Source organism: Chenggangzhangella methanolivorans (assembly GCF_042648545.1).
Taxonomy (GTDB): Bacteria; Pseudomonadota; Alphaproteobacteria; order Rhizobiales; family Methylopilaceae; genus Methylopila; species Methylopila methanolivorans.
Map to the genome: position 1 here is coordinate 84,931 of NZ_JBHRXS010000009.1, position 17,230 is coordinate 102,160.

At 67.5% G+C, this 17,230-nt stretch carries 15 protein-coding genes; 10 read left to right on the forward strand and 5 right to left on the reverse strand.

Going from position 1 to position 17,230, the window contains the following annotated elements; all coding sequences use genetic code 11:
• Positions 1 to 3: 3 nt before the first annotated feature.
• The 8 genes from ACFOWB_RS19365 to ACFOWB_RS19400 all read left to right on the forward strand — a co-directional run bounded on the left by ACFOWB_RS19365 (position 4) and on the right by ACFOWB_RS19400 (position 7,271).
• Positions 4 to 612 carry an ANTAR domain-containing response regulator gene (locus tag ACFOWB_RS19365; RefSeq protein ID WP_261402018.1) on the forward strand — a complete coding sequence of 203 codons (609 nt, stop codon included), beginning with the start codon at positions 4 to 6 and terminating at the stop codon, positions 610 to 612.
• Between the two features lie 306 nt (positions 613 to 918).
• Positions 919 to 1,956, forward strand: a complete 1,038-nt coding sequence (locus tag ACFOWB_RS19370; protein WP_378148868.1) for an aliphatic amidase — start codon at positions 919 to 921, stop codon at positions 1,954 to 1,956.
• 60 nt (positions 1,957 to 2,016) lie between these two features.
• A complete protein-coding gene (gene ureE / locus ACFOWB_RS19375) occupies positions 2,017 to 2,481 on the forward strand; it encodes an urease accessory protein UreE (protein WP_261402017.1) in 465 nt (154 codons plus the stop codon).
• Positions 2,478 to 3,143, forward strand: coding sequence for an urease accessory protein UreF (locus tag ACFOWB_RS19380; protein ID WP_378148869.1), 666 nt, complete (start codon positions 2,478 to 2,480; stop codon positions 3,141 to 3,143). Before ureE ends, ACFOWB_RS19380 begins: the two co-directional genes overlap by 4 nt.
• Positions 3,144 to 3,161: 18 nt before the next feature.
• On the forward strand, positions 3,162 to 3,854 hold the full coding sequence (locus tag ACFOWB_RS19385) for an urease subunit gamma (protein ID WP_261402016.1): 693 nt from the start codon (positions 3,162 to 3,164) through the stop codon (positions 3,852 to 3,854).
• Positions 3,855 to 3,865: 11 nt separating this feature from the next.
• Positions 3,866 to 5,578: an urease subunit alpha gene (gene ureC, locus ACFOWB_RS19390; protein WP_261402015.1), complete on the forward strand. Its 1,713-nt coding sequence runs from the start codon at positions 3,866 to 3,868 to the stop codon at positions 5,576 to 5,578.
• A 245-nt stretch (positions 5,579 to 5,823) separates the two neighbouring features.
• Positions 5,824 to 6,417, forward strand: coding sequence for an urease accessory protein UreG (gene ureG, locus ACFOWB_RS19395; RefSeq protein WP_261405798.1), 594 nt, complete (start codon positions 5,824 to 5,826; stop codon positions 6,415 to 6,417).
• Positions 6,414 to 7,271, forward strand: coding sequence for an urease accessory protein UreD (locus tag ACFOWB_RS19400; protein ID WP_378148870.1), 858 nt, complete (start codon positions 6,414 to 6,416; stop codon positions 7,269 to 7,271). The genes ureG and ACFOWB_RS19400 overlap by 4 nt, the downstream gene beginning before the upstream one ends.
• A 233-nt stretch (positions 7,272 to 7,504) precedes the next feature.
• On the opposite strand, the gene ACFOWB_RS19405 is transcribed toward ACFOWB_RS19400, so the two are convergent.
• The 5 genes from ACFOWB_RS19405 to ACFOWB_RS19425 all read right to left on the reverse strand — a co-directional run bounded on the left by ACFOWB_RS19405 (position 7,505) and on the right by ACFOWB_RS19425 (position 14,411).
• Entirely contained in the window at positions 7,505 to 9,790 is a 2,286-nt protein-coding gene (locus ACFOWB_RS19405) for a nitric oxide reductase activation protein NorD (protein ID WP_378148871.1), read from the reverse strand.
• Positions 9,787 to 10,629, reverse strand: coding sequence for a CbbQ/NirQ/NorQ/GpvN family protein (locus ACFOWB_RS19410; protein WP_378148904.1), 843 nt, complete (start codon positions 10,627 to 10,629; stop codon positions 9,787 to 9,789). Before ACFOWB_RS19410 ends, ACFOWB_RS19405 begins: the two co-directional genes overlap by 4 nt.
• A 275-nt stretch (positions 10,630 to 10,904) precedes the next feature.
• Positions 10,905 to 12,188: an ABC transporter substrate-binding protein gene (locus ACFOWB_RS19415; RefSeq protein WP_378148872.1), complete on the reverse strand. Its 1,284-nt coding sequence runs from the start codon at positions 12,186 to 12,188 to the stop codon at positions 10,905 to 10,907.
• Positions 12,185 to 13,723, reverse strand: a complete 1,539-nt coding sequence (locus tag ACFOWB_RS19420; RefSeq protein ID WP_378148873.1) for a hybrid sensor histidine kinase/response regulator — start codon at positions 13,721 to 13,723, stop codon at positions 12,185 to 12,187. The genes ACFOWB_RS19415 and ACFOWB_RS19420 overlap by 4 nt, the downstream gene beginning before the upstream one ends.
• The gene (locus tag ACFOWB_RS19425; RefSeq protein ID WP_261402009.1) at positions 13,716 to 14,411 is read right to left on the reverse strand and encodes a LuxR C-terminal-related transcriptional regulator; all 696 of its coding nucleotides are present in this window, start codon (positions 14,409 to 14,411) and stop codon (positions 13,716 to 13,718) included. Before ACFOWB_RS19425 ends, ACFOWB_RS19420 begins: the two co-directional genes overlap by 8 nt.
• Before the next feature lie 514 nt (positions 14,412 to 14,925).
• On the opposite strand from ACFOWB_RS19425, the gene ACFOWB_RS19430 reads away from it, so the two are divergent.
• Positions 14,926 to 16,230 (forward strand): transporter substrate-binding domain-containing protein, encoded by a 1,305-nt coding sequence (locus ACFOWB_RS19430; RefSeq protein ID WP_261402008.1) that lies wholly within the window; start codon positions 14,926 to 14,928, stop codon positions 16,228 to 16,230.
• 117 nt (positions 16,231 to 16,347) lie between these two features.
• Positions 16,348 to 17,223 carry an urea ABC transporter permease subunit UrtB gene (gene urtB, locus ACFOWB_RS19435; protein ID WP_261402007.1) on the forward strand — a complete coding sequence of 292 codons (876 nt, stop codon included), beginning with the start codon at positions 16,348 to 16,350 and terminating at the stop codon, positions 17,221 to 17,223.
• Positions 17,224 to 17,230: the final 7 nt, after the last annotated feature.

Sequence of the window (17,230 nt, forward strand, 5' to 3'; positions counted from 1 at the left end):
GTCATGGCGATCCAGATCCTTCGCGACATCCGGGGTCTTCGGGTTCACGCGATCCATCCGAACGACACGGAGGGGCGCGAGCTCGTCGAACACCTGAAGCGCATCGGCTGCTTCGTCGAGACCGTGTGGCCGATCCCTGACAGCTTCCCGGCCGCCGCCGACGTGGTGCTGCTCGCGATCGAGCAGGAGGACCGCGACGCGCTTCAGCGCCTGCTGAAAACCCGCAGCGACGCCTCACCCACGCTTATCGCCATCGTCGGCTACGAGAACCCGGCGACGCTCGCGCTCGTGCTTGAAAGCGGCGCGCTCGCTGTCGTTGAGCGGCCCATAAAACCGTTCGGCCTGCTGACCCAGATCGCGCTCGCGCGCTCGCTCTGGTTCGAGCGTCGCGAACAAGGCAAGCGGCTGCGCAAGCTTGAACGCAAGCTCACCGGCATCCAGCAGATCCAGAAGGCCAAGACGATCCTGATGGAGAGCCAGGGCATCACCGAGGACGAGGCGTTCCAGTCGATCCGCAAGCAGGCGATGGCCAAGCGCGTGCCGATGGAGGAGCTCGCTTCGGCGATCATCAACGCCAACGAGCTCTTGAACTTCAAATCCAATGGTGCTTAGCTGGACGCATCGACTGACCGCGACGCTGCGGTGAGGCGGTTTTTCCGGTCCACAGAGCTGTCGGCCCGGTACAGGCTATGTAGCCCGCCAGATCCTCACTTGAGGAACTGACGGGCTTTTTTGTTTTTCGGCCTCGAGCGACTTCACATCGCTTGCGGAGACGTTGATCTGCGCCCTGTCGATCGCGCGACGTCTGTGCGAGGACTTTGCGCAATTGGACATCACATCTGCTGGCGGCGATCGCCCGCGGCGCAGGCGCGTCGTGGCCGGGGCTCCGCACGCCCGGCGACTGAGGAGACACCGGACATGCTTCACGGCGATATCGGATCGAGCAAGGACACCGTCGGCGTGGCGGTCGTGAACTACAAGATGCCCCGGCTGCACACCAAGGCAGAAGTGCTGCAGAACGCCAAGGCGATCGCCGACATGGTGGTGGGCATGAAGGCGGGCCTCCCCGGAATGGATCTCGTGATCTTCCCCGAATATTCGACCCACGGGATCATGTACGACTCCAAGGAGATGTACGACACGGCCTCGGCGATCCCGGGCGAGGAGACCGAGATCTTCGCCGACGCCTGCCGCAAGGCGAAGTGCTGGGGCGTATTCTCGCTCACCGGCGAGCGCCATGAGGAGCACCCGAACAAGGCGCCGTACAACACGCTCATTCTCATGAACGACAAGGGCGAGATCGTTCAGAAGTACCGCAAGATCATGCCCTGGGTGCCGATCGAGGGCTGGTATCCGGGCGACTGCACCTACGTGTCGGAAGGGCCGAAGGGCCTCAAGATCAGCCTGATCATCTGCGACGACGGCAACTATCCGGAGATCTGGCGCGACTGCGCGATGCGTGGCGCAGAGCTCATCGTGCGCTGCCAGGGCTACATGTATCCGGCCAAGGAGCAGCAGGTGGTGATGGCGAAAGCCATGGCCTGGGCCAACAACACCTATGTGGCGGTGGCGAACGCGACCGGCTTCGACGGCGTCTACAGCTACTTCGGCCATTCCTCGATCGTCGGCTTCGACGGCCGCACGCTCGGCGAATGCGGCACGGAGGAGAACGGGGTCAACTACGCCCAGCTCTCGGTGTCGCTCATCCGCGACTTCCGCAAGAGCAGCCAGTCGAACAACCACCTCTTCAAGCTCGTCCACCGCGGCTATACGGGCATGATCAACTCCGGCGACGGCGACAAGGGCGCGGCCGAGTGCCCCTACGACTTCTACAAGCGCTGGATCGCGGACCCGGAGGGAACGCGCGAGATGGTCGAGGCGATGACGCGCCCGACGGTCGGCACGGATGAGTGCCCGATCGAGGGCCTGCCGACCCCCGCGACCGCCCATCGCTGAACTTTCTTTCGCGCGGCGGCGGCGTAGTATCCGCCGCCGCGCCAGTTCCGGAATACGCCAATGCTGCACATCGACAGCGTCGTCGGCGACCGCGCCGACCATGAGCTTCACCATCGCTTGCACCATCTCGAGCACGCCCAGGCCGTGGACGAGGTGTTCATCGCGCGCGCGGACATGGATCGGCGCCGCCTGCGCGTGACGACCCCGAAGGGCGAGGACCTCGCCATCGCGCTGCCGCGCGACCAAAAACTGTTCGACGGCGCGGTGCTGTTCATTGACGACACCCGCGCCATCGTGGTGCGGGCCGAGGTCGAGCGATGGCTGCGCCTTCAGCCGAGTTCGATCGCGGAAGCCGTCGAGCTCGGTTACCACGCGGGCAACCTGCACTGGCGCGTGCGCTTCGAGGGTGAGTGTCTGCTCGTCGCGCTCGAAGGCCCGGCCGACGCCTATTACGCCCGGCTCGACAACATCTTTGGGGGCCGCCGCATCCGCAGCGCGCTGGTGACCGAGCAGGCCGCGGCGTGATCGGCGAACTGCTCGCGATCTGGCAGGCCGACACGGCGTTCCCGAGCGGGGCGTTCGCCTTCTCGAACGGACTCGAGGGCCTCGCGGCGCTCGAAGGCGGCATGGACGCTGGCCGGCTCGAAGCCGTGATCGAGGGCGCGCTCCGCCGCCGCTGGGCGACGGCCGATCGCGTGGCGCTGCTGAAAAGCTTCGACGACGCCGAAAACCTCGACGCCGTCTGCGAGATCGACCACGAGGTCGAGGCCGCGACGCTCTCCGAACCTTTCCGCTCAGGCTCCCGCCGCAACGGCGCGAGCCTGCTCGCCGCCCATGTGCGGATCGAGACGCCGGGCGCGGCGGCGTTCCAGGCGCGGGTGCGCAAGGGCGACACGCCCGGGCATCTCGCGGTCACGCAAGGGCTGGTCTGGCGCGGCGCGGGGCTCGATCGCGATGGCGCGGTGCGGGCGTCGGGCTACATGGCGGTCTCGGGCTTCACGACCGCCGCGGTCCGGCTCGGACTCGTCGGCGCGGTCGCGGCGCAGACCGCGGTGCGCCGCCTGCTGCCGGTGATCGCCGAACTCGCCGGGAGCGAACCGCCGGACGAAATAGAAAGCTTCGCGCCCCTTCTCGACATCGCCGCGGCGCGTCACGCCCGCGGCGACCTCCGCCTCTTCTCGAACTGACAAGGTCGAGACCCAAAGATGCTGCTGACCCCGACCGAACTCGAACGCCTCACCATCTTCACCGCGGCCGAACTCGCCCGGAAACGGCGCGCCCGCGGGCTGAAGATGAACTACCCCGAGGCCGTCGCGATCATCACCGACGAGATCCTGGAAGGCGCCCGCGACGGCCGCACGGTGGCCGACCTCATCGGCTTCGGCGCGACCGTTCTGACGAGCGCCGACGTGATGCCGGGCGTCCCCGCGATGCTGCACATCCTTCAGGTCGAATGCGTGTTTCCGGACGGCACCAAGCTCGTCACCGTCCACGAGCCGATCCGCCCCGCCGAAGGCTCGGCGGCTGATCCCGTCCAGCCCGGCGAGACGCTCGCGCTCGACGGCGAGATCGAGCTCAACGAGGGACGCCCCCGCGTCACCCTCTCGGCGACCAATTCCGGCGACCGCCCGATCCAGATCGGCTCGCACTTCCACTTCTTCGAGGTGAACCGCGCCATGGAGTTCGACCGCGCGGCGGCCTTCGGCATGCGGCTCGACATTCCTGCCGGCACGGCGGTGCGCTTCGAGCCCGGTCAGACCAAGGAGGTCACCCTGACGACCTTCGGCGGAAACCGGTTCGTGGGCGGCCTGAACGGGCTCGGCGGCGACACCACGAGCGAGGACGTGAAGCGCGAAGCGCTCGAAAAGGCGCGAACCGCCGGCTTCCGCGGGGCTTGAGGACGAAAACCATGGTCAAGATCGTCCGCAAGGACTACGCCGCCATGTACGGCCCGACCGTCGGGGACGGCCTGAGGCTCGGCGACACATCGCTCGTCGCCGTGGTGGAGAAGGATTACGCGGCCTATGGAGACGAATGCCTCCATGGCGGCGGCAAGACGCTGCGCGACGGCCTGGGCCTCGCCGCCGGCATCACCAACGCCGAGGGCGCGCTCGACTTCCTGCTCTGCAACGTCACCGTGATCGACGCGGTGCTCGGGATCGTCAAAGGCGATCTCGGCATCAAGGACGGCAAGATCGTGGGCGTCGGCAAAGCGGGGAATCCCGCCGTCATGGACAAGGTCGATCCGCGCCTCATCGTCGGCGCCGGCACCACTGTGCGCGACTGCGAAGGCCTGATCGCGACCGCAGGCGGCATCGACGTGCATGTGCACTTTGATAGCGCAGGCCTCGTCGAGCACGCGCTCGCGTCCGGCCTCACCACCATGCTCGGCGGCTCGCTTGGGCCGATCACGGTCGGCATCGATTCCGGCGGGCCGTTCAACACAGGCAAGATGCTGCAGGCCTCGGAAGCCTGGCCGATGAACTTCGGGTTCCTGGGCCGCGGCAACAGCCACATTCCGGGCTGCCTCAAGGAGCAGCTCGAGACCGGGTGTCTCGGCCTAAAGATCCACGAGGACTGGGGCGCGATGCCCGCGACCATCGACGCGTGCCTCCGCTCGGCGGACGAGCTCGACTATCAGGTGCAGCTGCACACCGATACGCTGAACGAAAGCGGCTTCATGGAGGACACGTTGGCCGCGATCGCGGGCCGGACGATCCATATGTACCACACCGAAGGCGCGGGCGGCGGCCACGCGCCCGACATCATCACGGTGGCGGGCGTCGCGCATTGCCTGCCCTCTTCGACGAACCCGACCAACCCCTACACGGTCAACACGTTCGACGAACATCTCGACATGACGATGACCTGCCACCACCTCAATCCGGCGATCCCGGAGGACGTGGCCTTCGCGGAGAGCCGCATCCGCGCGCAGACCATCGCGGCCGAGGACATCCTCCACGACATCGGCGCAATCTCGATGCTTGGCTCCGACAGCCAAGGCATGGGCCGCATCCACGAGGTGATCTGCCGGACCTGGCAGCTCGCTTCCAAGATGAAGGACCAACGCGGGCTGCTGCCGGAGGAGAAGCCCGGCTTCGGCGACAACGAGCGCATCAAGCGCTACATCGCGAAATACACCATCAACGCGGCAAAGACCTTCGGCATCGCGGACCACATCGGCTCGCTCGAAGACGGCAAGATGGCCGACATCATCATCTGGCGGCCGGCCTTCTTCGGCATCAAGCCGGAGCTCGTCATCAAAAGCGGCTTCATCGCCTGGGGAACCATGGGCGACAGCGCCGCCTCGCTGATGACTTGCGAGCCGCTGCTGCTGCGCCCGCAATGGGGCGCCTTCGGCAAGGCGGCGCCGGCGCTCTCCGCCTGCTTCGTGCATCCGCTCGCGATCGAGCGGGGCCTGCGTGAGGAGCTCGGGATCTCCAAGCTGCTGCTGCCGGCGCGCGGCACGCGGGGGCTGAAAAAGTCCGACATGCTGCACAACGACGCTTTGCCGAACATCCGCGTCGACCCGCAGACCTTCGACGTCTTCGTCGACGGCGAGCTCGCCACCTGCGAGCCGGCGACCGAGCTGCCGCTCGCGCAGCGCTACATGCTGAGGTGAGCGCAATGCTAGAGACCAAGGCGGAACACGCCTCGACGCTCTCGCCCCCTCCCCCTTGTGGGGAGGGTAAGGGTGGGGGTGGTTCAGAACAAAACGCCGCCGCCGAACGTAGAGCTGCGGCTATCTTCGAACCTCATCCGGCGTCACCCCCACCCCTCACCCCTCCCCACAAGGGGGAGGGGAAGACACAGGCGCCCGCCGCCTCTAACGACAGGGGGACTGCGTCAAAAACCTCCGCCGCGCGCATCGGCATCGGCGGGCCGGTCGGCTCGGGTAAAACGGCGCTGATCGAGGCGCTGATACCCGTGCTGAAAGGACGGGGCGTGAACCTCGCGGTCGTCACCAACGACCTCGTCACCAAGGAAGACGCCGAGCGCCTGCGCCGCTCTGGCCTGATCGAGCCCGAACGCGTGCTAGCGGTCGAGGCAGGCGCCTGCCCGCATACAGTGATCCGCGAGGACCCGACGCTCAACATGGCGGCGGGCGACGACCTCGAGGCGGCGTTTCCGGGGCTCGAGCTGATCGTGTTCGAGTCCGGCGGCGACAACCTCGCCTCGACCTTCTCGCTCGATCTCGTCGACTGGTGGATCTTCGTCATCGACGTCGCGGGCGGCGACGACATTCCGCGCAAGAAGGGCCCTGGCGTCCTCAAGAGCGACCTGCTGGTGGTCAACAAGACCGACCTTGCGCCGCATGTCGGGGTGAACCTGCCGAAAATGCTGGAAGACGCGAACGCGGTGCGGAACGGCAAGGCGGTCATCGCCACCAATGCGCGCTCGGGCGAGGGCGTCGAGGCGGTCGCGGACATGATCGCGCGCGCCGTGCTGTTCAGCGAATGAAGCCGGAAACCTACGCGATCGGCGAGACCGCGGCCGGGCGCCATCGCAGCGCGCGGCTCGTCTTTGCGCGCGGCGGCGGGCGATCGGCGCTCGTCGCGCAGACGACGCCCTATCCGTTCCACGTGACGAAACCCTTCGCTCTGGACCGGGAACGGCCGGAGCTCGCGACGCTCTATCTCCAGTCGGCGTCTGGCGGCGTTTACCGCGCCGACCGGCTCGACCTGTCGCTGACCGTCAAAGCCGGCGCGAGCGCGCATGTCACCAGCCAGGCCGCGACGGTCGTGCACGACACCGGCGCCCTGCCCGCCCGCCAGACCACGCGCGTCGAGGTCGGCGCAGGCGCCTTCGCGGCGCTGACGCTCGATCCGCTGGTGATGTTTCCCGGCGCCGAGCTTTCGACAACGACCGAGGTGCGCCTCGCCGAGGGCGCGCTCGCGATCATCGCCGACGGCGTCGCGTGGCACGATTTTGCGGGCGAGGACCGGCCGTTCGCGAGCCTCTCGGCCGAAACGGTGGTGCGCGGACCGAACGGCCGGACGCTGGTGCGCGACCGCGCGGCGGTGCGGGGCTCCGAGCTCATGGGCGCGCGGTCGCTGCTCGGCCCGGGAGCCGGCGCCTATGGCTCCGCGATGCTGCTCGGCCCGAAGGAGAGGCTTCCCGACCCCGCCGCCATAGATGCCGCGCTTGATGCTGTCGGTTGTCGGGCCGGCGCGAGCCCGCTGCCGAACAGCGCGGGGCTCGGGGTGCGAATGATCGCGGCGAATGGCGGGCGGATCACGCTCGGCGTCGAGGCGCTGTTTTCGCTCGGCGTCGAGGCGATGCTGGGATTTTGTCCAGCGCGGCGGAGGAAGTGAACCTCCGCCGTCATCCTCGGTCTTGACCCGAGGATCCACCTCCAGCGTAAAGCCCGACGACGACCGTGGGTCCTCCGGTCAAGCCGGAGGACGATGGCGGAGAGGAACTGCGTGCTTCGAGACGCGGTCCTCCGGACCGCTCCTCAGCATGAGGTCGGTTTTAGTTTTACGCCCCACCAACGGTCCTCATGCTGAGGAGCCGTCGGAGACGGCGTCTCGAAGCACGCACTCCCTCACAGCCGCGCCAGCCGGAAATAGAGTTCCGACAGCCGCGCCGGCAGCTCCTCCAGCCGCCGCGCGGGGATCGTGTTCGCCCGTCCGAACACCGCGCTCGATTGCGCCGCCCCGAGCGTCACCCCGAAGACGTCCACGCCGCGTCGGCGCAGCGACAGCGTCGCGCGACGGGCGTCTTCGGCGAGGTCGAGCGGGTCTGAAACGTCGATGTCCGACGGCTCGCCGTCGGTCAGCGCGATGACGAGCTTGCGATGCGAGCGCACCACCTCCAGCTCCGCCCCCACATGACGCAACGCCGCGCCGAGGCGGGTGGAAAGGCCGGGCGTCAGCCCCGCAAGGCGCGCCATGGTCTCGCGGTCGAAACGCTCTCCAAAATCCTTGAGGCGGATGAGACGGACGTCGTCGCGGCCGCAGGAGGCGAAGGCGCGCACGGCGAAAGCGTCGCCGGTCGTCTCCATCGCGCGCCCGAGCGCCGCGACCGCGAGCTTCTCGATCTCCAGCACCGACGAGGCGCCGACGCGGTCGCGCGTGGATTCCGAGACGTCGACCAGCACCACGGTCGCGACGTCCCGCGCCCGTTTTCCAGACGCGCGATGGATGCGCTCGTCCGGCAGGTCGCCGATGCGGAGCGCGATCGCGGCGTCGACCGCGGCGTCGAGGTCGAGGTCGAACCCGTCCGGCTGGCGCTTCAGCCGCGCGGCCTTTCCGACGCGCGCGCCGCGCACCAACCGAGCGACGCGATCGGAAAAGCCGCCGAGCCGCTCGAGCGCGGCTTCCAGCGCCGCCGCGTCTCCAAGCGGTGCGGGCGTGTCGCGCACTGTCGTCCAGGCGGGACGTTCGGCGCCAGCCGCGCGGTCCCATTCGGGATAGGCCGCGATCACCGAACCGCGCTCGTCGGCCGGGACTTCGCGGGCGCGGCCGGCCTGCTCCTTCGGCGCCTTGTCGCTCTCGCGGCCGTCGTCGGCGGCCTGCGGCGTCGGCCGTGCGGCGTCGACCGCCTGCTCGATCTCGTCGGACATTTCGTCCGACGGATCATCGGCGTCCCAGAGATGCAGGTTGTCGTCGCGATAGAGCGGCTCGACCACATAGGCCTTCGGGTCGAAGCGCAGCCGCATCTGGCCCATGTCGTGGCCGAGCAGCCCGCCGATCGCGCGGGACAGGGTCTGGTCGTCGAGGCGCCCGTCCGCCTCCGCGAAAAGCCTTCGCCCCTTCTCAACGAAGCCGTCGTCGTCTTCGTAAGCGGGGTCGAGCAGCGCCCGCGACAGGCGCGCCATCAGCCCTGCGGCCGTCATCGCGTCGCCGGGCGCCGCCTCATGCCAGGGCGTCCAGAGCGCGCGCAGGCCCGGGAAGCGGCGCGTGGCGAGCGCCTCGACGCGCGCGTCCTCGATCACGCAGATCATGGCGATCTGCAGCGGCCGCAGCCGCTTGGGCGACTGGCGGGTCCCGAAGGCGAGATGCGCCTGAGCATGGGCGAGCGCCGCTCGGTAGAGCGGCTCCGTTCGGGTGGCAGCGACGCCGCGGAAGACATGGGGCAGGCGGATCAGCCCGCCGGCGATCGACACGCGCTGCGGCGCCGGCGCATGGCCGACGCCCTCGAGCGCCGCGAGCCGCGGCGTCGTTCCCCACAGAGCTCGGCCATAAAGCTTCAGTCGCCGCTCGACATCGTCGAAGCCAGGCCTTCCGCCGGCCCGCTCCAGCAGACGGCGAGCCGCAGGATCGGCCAGCGAGAAGAAGGCGGCGCGCTTCTTCCGGTCCGGCCCGGCCGCCTTCAGGCCGGCGGCCACGAAGCTTTCGAACGCCTCGCCGTCGCAGGCGGCCAGCACGGTTGGGATGTTGGCCGCGAGCAGCGAGACGCAGTCCGACGCTTCTCGCGCGAGCCTTATAAGGCCCGCCCACCAATGCGCGCGGTCTCGTGCGGAGGCGAGCCGCAGCATCGCGGCGGGCGTCGCCTCGAGGCTCGCGAGAGCGGCGGCCGAACCCGCATGGCGCGCGACCTCTGCGGCTCCGCGCGCGTCGGCGGCGAGCGCTATAGCGTCCTGATCGGGAAGCCGCGCCTGCGTCAGGCGGAAGAACGCGCCAAGGCAGCGCCCCCCCGCATTGGCGTGGACCAGCGCCAGCGCGCCGGCGGCCCAGAGCTCGACGTCGCGCGCCTCCCAGCGCCCATCGAGCCGCTTCAGCGTCGCGGCGAAAATCTCGCCGACATCGGCACGGCTCGACAGCAGCCGCGCCAGCGCCTTGCGGCTCTCCCCCGCCGGCGCTGCGGCTTCGAGGACAGCAAGGCTCATTGCAGCGAGAGGCCGTTCGGAAGGCTTGCAGCGATCGCGGCTCCGAGCGCCTCGCGGAGATCCGGTTCGTCGGTGATCGGCAGCAGGATGGCGGAGCGGAGCGCCGCCGAGAGCGGCGCGCCGCCGCGCAAGAGCTTCGCCGCGTGGATCAGCATGCGGGTGGAGGCGCCCTCGGCGAGCCCCTGCCCGCGCAGGTTCCGCGAGCGCAGCGCGACGTCGACGAGCCCGCTCGCGATGGGCGCCTCGACGCCCGCCTCGCGCATCACGATCTCGGCCTCGATGGAGGGCTCGGGGTAGGAAAACTCGATCGCGACGAAACGCTGCTTGGTAGACTCCTTCAAGTCCTTCACCGCGCTCTGGTAGCCGGGATTGTACGAGATCGTCAGCTGGAAGTCGGGATGGGCCTCGACCAGCTCGCCCTTCTTGTCGAGCGGCAGCGAGCGGCGCGCGTCGGTGAGCGGATGGATCACGACGGTGGTGTCCTGCCGCGCCTCGACGATCTCGTCGAGATAGCAGATCGCGCCCATGCGCACCGCGGCGGTGAGCGGACCGTCGTGCCAGACGGTCCCTTCCGGCGCGAGCAGGAAGCGGCCGGCGAGATCAGCCGCCGCGAGATCCTCATGGGCCGCGACGGTGACCAGCGGGCGCTTCAGCCGCCACGCCATGTGCTCGACGAAGCGCGTCTTGCCGCATCCCGTGGGGCCTTTGAGCATCACCGGCAGCCGACCGGCGTAAGCCGCGGCGAAGATCTCGATCTCGTCCGCGACCGCGCGGAAGAACGGCTCGTCGTGGATGATCTGGGCTGAAAGGTTTTCGGACACTTTTTGGGCTCCCGGCATGGGATGAACGGAGGCGGCGGGGCGAGCGTGGCTCACCCTCGGCCGGCGTCCTTGCCGGAGCCCGCGACGGTCCTGTCGGCGGGAAAGGCGGCCTTCGGGCCGCGGAGGCCATTAACGCCCGTCTTCGCGTCGGCAGCAAGCGCCCTTGTCCCGGACTTGATCCGGGTCCCAGAACCGCTGAGCTTTCCGAACGACGCGGCAAGCGGTGAGAACAGCCTGGGTCCGTCGGCGCGTCTGGGTCTTGGATCAAGTCCGGGACAAGACAAATGCGACTGTCAGAGGTTCGTCAGCCCCCGCGGATTGCTGGGCGCGGGCTTCGCCGCGCTCTTGCCGCTCATCCAGGGCGGCAGGATGAACCGGTCTGTGTTGTAGGGTTCGGGCGCGATCATCGAGAGCGGTTTTCGGTGATCGTGGATCTGGTAGAAAATGTGCGGCATGCCGAGCGACGGGTCGTGGGTCACGACCGGATAGGGCACCACCGCCTGCCAGTCCGGATGGTAGCGGATCGTGCCCTGGACGCTGCGGTAGATCATGCCCTTCAGCGCGTAGGCGACCTTCCGGTTCTGCTCGAAGTCGCCCGGCGCGCCGGAGCCGCCCGCCATCGCGGCCGCGACCGCGTAGTGATGCATGTTGGAGTAGGACTGGCAGCCGATCGTCGCGGTCGAGCCCTCGCCGAAGCGGGCGTTGTAGCGCGCCTCGAAACGCTTCCCCATCTCGTCCCGCAGCAGGCCGACGACCGAGGAGACGATGACGCCCGTCGCCGCCTCCTGGGCGATGTCGGAGAACGAGCGGTGGGTCGCGCCGTATTGGAGATAAACGATGCAGTCGAGCGGCTTCTCGACGAACTGGCGCTGGAAGTGCGCGAGGTCGCCTGCATAGAAATGGGTGTTGGCGAGCACAGCGGGGTTGGCGGCGCGCGCCTCCTCCAGCACCTCGCGCCACTGGGTCGTCGGCGTCTGCACGATCCGCGGCCCGAAGCAGACCCGCCAGCCATAGTCGGCCGCCGAGGCCGCCATCGCGTTGGCGATGACGATCGAGTAGGGCTTCGAGCCCGACACGATGGCGAGCCGGTCGGAGCTCGGCGTCCATTGGCCGGTGTCGCGCAGCCACGAGATGAACTTGATGAAGCCCGGCCCGTACCAGTAGTCGGCGGGGTCGGCCATGAAGATCCCGAAATAGCGCTCGGGATCGCTCATGATCGTGTCGTGGTGCTGCAGCAGCGTGTTGGCGTGGACGTAGATGATCCCGGCGTCGGCGATCGGCTCGTATTCGGAGTTTTGCGGCCCGATGTTGTAGCCGTTGACGATGGCGTGGACCTTGTGCTTCTCGATCAGCCAGCGGGCCGCCGCCACCACTTCCTCGGCAGTCTGGCGGCAGGTGTCGGCGAAGATCGGCTCGAAGCGACGCCCGAGCAGCCCGCCGCGGGCGTTCAGCTCCTCCACCGCGAGGATCATGCCCTTCCGGAACTCGGCGCCGTCCGCCGCGGAGGGACCGGTGAGCGGGATCATGCTCCCGATCGGGACGGGCGGAAACTCGGCGGGCAAGTCGACGTCCCTCAACGCGGGCCGGCCACGAGGCCGGGCTCGAACAGCAGGTTGTGCATGAGGACGCGCAGCCGCGGCGGGCTCACGGGCTTGATCAGCACCGGAAGGCCCGCCCCCCTGATGTCATCGAGCACACGAGGCTCGGCGTCCGCAGTCACGATCATCGCGGGCGTCGCCGCGCCGAAAACCTCGCGCAACCCCCGGACAACCTCGACGCCGGTGCGGCTCTTAAGGTTGAAGTCGGCGACGATCAGCTTAACCGAGACGCCCTCGTCGGCGAGGCGCAACGCCTCCGCCTCGTCGGCCGCGGCGTGCACCGTGATGCCCCAGCGCTGCAGGAGTTGCGTCATGCTCCGCCGCAGGATGTCGTCGTCCTCGACGAGCAGCACCGGCGTGCCGACGAACTCGCCCGCGACGGTCTCGCTGATTTCGACCTCGCCGCCCTCGCTGTGCCAGACGTTTCCGCGCGGGACCGTGACGGAGAAGATCGAGCCGAAGCCCGGCCGCGAGCGCAGCCGCACGGGATGTTCGAGCAGTTCCGCGAGGCGCTTGACGATGTTGAGCCCGAGACCCAAGCCGCTCTTCTGACCCCGCCGCTCTTCCGCCGCGCGATAAAACTCCTCGAAGACCCGCTCCAGATCCTCGTCCTTCACGCCGCGGCCGGTGTCCACCACCTCGATCCGCAGCATCCGGCCCTCCTTGCGACAGCCGACCAGCACGGTCCCGACTTCGGTGAAGCGGATGGCGTTGGCGACGAAGTTCGACAGGATGCGCTCCAGCAGCGCCCGGTCGGTCGCGACCGTCCCGCGCGGGGTGACGAAGCGCAGCTTCAGGCCCTTCTCCTCCGCCTGGTGGCGAAACTGGATCGCGAGCCGCTCGAAGATCTGGGAGAGCTGGAAGCTCGTCACCCGCGGCTGGATGCGGCCGGCGTCGAGCTGGCCGATCTGCAGCAGGGCGCCGAGCAGATCCTCCATGATGAGCGCCGCGACGCTCATCGCGTGCAGCATCTCGGCGCGGGTCTCGGACGCCTCCTCGCGCATGCAGCTGTAGATCAGGATTTTCAGCGACGCCAAAGGCTGGCGGAGGTCGTGATTGGCGGCGCGCAAAAACCGCGACTTCGCCTCGTCGGTCGCTTCAGCCGCTTCCTTGGCCTCGCGCAGCGCCTGTTCGTTGCGCTTGATCGAGGTCACGTCCGAATAGGAGACCGTCATGCCGCCGTCGCGCGTCGGCTTCTGCGTGACGTTCATCACGGAGCCGGCGGCGAGCACGTAATCGGACGTCTTCTCCTTGCCGAAATCAGCGATCTCTCCGGCGACCCAGGCGTCGGGATCGATCAGGCCGAGTTCGCGGGACTGCGCGAGGCGCAGCACGAAGTCTTCAAAAGCTTCGCCAAGCGCGGGCGGCGCGTCGAGGCTCTGGCGAAGCACGGCGTTGCCGTAGGCGAGCGTACGATCGGGCGCCCAGATCGCGACGCCCGCGGGCAACGCGTCGAGCCCCGCCAGAACGGTCGCGTCGAGAACCTGCGGACCAGAGCCCGAATGGTCAGCCACGTTCGGCGAGCGCCTCGTAATTGCTGATCGCGTAATGAACCGCCTCGGACCGGTCCCTCATGTTCAGCTTCTTCATGACGTTGCCGAGGTGAACCCGGACGGTCTGGCTGCTGAGATCGAGTTCGGACGCGATCCGCTTGACCGAGAACCCCTGCCCGAGAAGCGACAGCACGTCTCGTTCGCGCGCGGTGAGATTGTCGGTGTCGCGTTCCGGCTGCGTGGACGCGGCGGCCGACGGGACGGATCGCGGCGCGACGGAGGCCGGAACCCGAGTCGCCGCGGCGGCGCTGGACCGCTCGATGATCCGGCGCGGAAACGACACTTCCCCCTCGAGCACGCGTTCAAGCGCGCGTTCGATTTCGGAGCCGCCCGAGGATTTCGGGATGTAGCCGATCACGCCCTGCTCGAGAGAGCGCATCACGTGATCCACGTCTTCATGAACGGAGATCACCACGACGGGCGTGTCGGGGAACGCGGCCCGCAGGCGCCGGAGGCCGTCGAACTCCTCGAAACCGGGCATCACCAGGTCGACGAGCATCAGGTCGATGTCCGGATGCTGCGCGAGGATGCCCTCGGCCTCGGCGAAGGTCTCGGCTTCGAAAACGTCTAGCGTCTGCTGCAGGCGACGCATCACCTGCTTGAGAGACTCACGCACGACCCAATGGTCGTCGGCGATCAAAATCTTCATCTGAGCCTAGGCAGCTTCTTTGCTTGAACGCATGACGCGCCGGAATCGGACGCTTCGATCCGTTAGAGGCAAGCCATAACCTCCAAAGCCTACATGTTGAAAGCGTCTCCACTCGCAATCCAGAACAATCCTGGGGCGAGTAAGCCGCCTAATAAAAACATCTAGAACACAATTCGGGCTCATTCGATAGTCCTGACAGCCCCTCCGCCGACGCGCGGGCGCCATGCGCAAGGCGCCGCCCGCCAGACCGGGCGGAACCGGCAAACCACTGGAACGACGCGCAAGATTGCTCACCCATCAGGCTATTCCAGCTCAATCCTTCGGCTTCTGCACATCATTGATGCGCCGCAGCGCGCGCCCATGAAGAAACTTCCGTCACCGTGCGGAAAGCCGTTGACGCGATTTCAGGCCTCGTCATAGCATCTAGACATAACGGCAAGGGCGCCAATGAATTCTCGGCCAGATCGCGGGTCTGGGCGGGCCCTTTTTCGCTGCCTTCAGGAGATCCCGGACTATGGACTTCACGCGCCGCAGATTGCTTACGACCGCCGCCGCCGCATCGGCGGCCGCCGTCGCCATGCCGAACATCATGACGTCCGACAAGGCCTATGCGGCGCCGCTCAAGAAGGGCGAGCCGATCAAGGTCGGCCTGCTGTTCTCGCTCACCGGCGCGCTCGCGGTGCCGGAAGAGGACTCGACCCTCGTCCTTCAATACGCCTTCGACGAGATCAACAAGAACGGCGGCGTCGGCGGCGTGCCGGTCGAGCCGGTGATCGTCGACGCGAAGTCTGACTTCGGCGTCTACTCCGAGAAGACCAAGGAGCTCATCCTCCGCGAAAAGGTCACGGCGCTCTTCGGCTGCTACACTTCGGCAAGCCGCAAGGCGATCCTGCCGACGGTCATGCAGCGCAACCATCTGCTCTACTACCCGACCTGCTACGAAGGCGCGGAGTGCACGCAGAACACCATCTGCACCGGCCCGCTCGCCAACCAGCACTCGCAGGACCTCATCCCCTTCATGGTGGAGAAGTTCGGCAAGAAGGTCTTCTTCGTCGGCTCCAACTACGTGTGGCCGAAGGAGTCCAACAAGAACGCCAAGATCTGGCTCGAGAAGGCCGGCGGCGAGCTCGTCGGCGAGGAGTACATCCCGCTCGGCTCGTCGGAGTTCGGACCCGTCCTCGGCAAGATCCGCGACGCCAAGCCGGACTTCATCTTCTCGACCGTCGTCGGCGCCTCCGACATCGCCTTCCACAAGCAGTTCAAGCAGGAAGGCTTCAAGGTCGACTCGATGCCGATCGCCTCGCTCACCACGGGCGAGATCGAGACACGCGCCATGGGCGCGGAGTTCGGCGCCGGCCACTTCCTCTCGGCCCCGTACTTCCAGACGCTCGACAACCCGACCAACCAGAAGTTCGTCGAGAACTTCCTGAAGTCGAAATACGGCAAGAACGGCACGACCCATTACAACATGGAGGAGACGTATCTCACGGCCTACGTCTTCAAGGCGGGCTTCGAGAAGGCCGCCGCCGCCGTCGGCTTCGAGAACGTCACGCCGCGGGCCATCCGCGACAATTCGGGCGGCATCCGGGTTGAAGACAACATCTCGCCGGAAGGCCTCGTATGGATCGACGAGAACAACTTCAACACCTGGCTGAAGCCGAAGATCGGCCAGTGCCAGGCCGACGGCACGTTCAAGATCGTCAAGGCCGCGGCCGAGCACGTGAAGCCGGATCCGTACTCGATCTATCCGGACGCCGGAACCTGCACCGCCACGGGCCTCAAGGGCCCGGACGGCAAGCTCCGCACGAACGTCATCTGACCTGACGCATGGCGATCCCGCGGAGAGCGCATCTCCGCGGGGCGCCTTTGTTGCATTGCGGCAAGACGCGCGCCCTTAGCGCCCGACGCCACGCTTACCAGAATACGGATCGGCACGATGGACATAGGCTCGCTGCTCAACGCCCTCATTCTCGGGGTCAGCATCGCCAGCATCTGGCTGATCGCGGCGCTCGGACTCACGATCATCTACGGCGCCGCCGGGGTGATCAACATGGCCCATGGCGAGTTCATCATGCTGGGCGCCTACTCGTCCTACATGCTGCAGTACTATTTCGGCCTGCCCTACCTGCTCTGCATTCCCGCGTCCTTCGTGATCGTCGCGGCGGTCGGGCTGGTGCTGGAGCGAGGGCTGATCCAGTACCTGTACAATCGACCACTCGACACATTGCTCGCGACCTACGGGGTCTCGCTCGTGCTGATGCAGGGCGTGCGGCTGATCTTCGGCAGCGACCCCAAATATCTCGCGGCGCCCGCGCTGTTCTCGAGCAACATTTCGCTCGGCTTCGCGTCGGTCTCGACCTTCCGCGTCGTGATCCTTCTGGTGACGGCGCTCTGCGTGCTCGGGATCTGGCTGCTGTTCTATAAGACCCGTTTCGGCGTCCAGGTCCGCGCCGTGATGCAGAACAAGGAGATGGCCGCCTCCTTCGGCATCAATTCGAGCCGGATCTACATGATGACCTTCGCGCTCGGCGCAGGGCTCGCGGGCGTCGCCGGCTCGCTCTTCGGGGTGCTGGCCATTGTGCTGCCGACCATGGGCGCGAGCTACGTGGTGCAGGCCTTCCTCATGGTGGTGACGGGCGGCGGCTCGCTCGCGGGCACCGTGGTGGCGAGCGGCGTCACCGGCCAGCTTCAGTCGGTGTTCGCCTTCTTCAGCAACGACACTTTCGCGCGCTTCCTGATCTTCGTGCTGATCGTGGTGTTCCTGCGCTTTAGGCCGCAGGGCCTGTTCGCCCAGGCGGGGGCGCGTCGATGACGCGTCC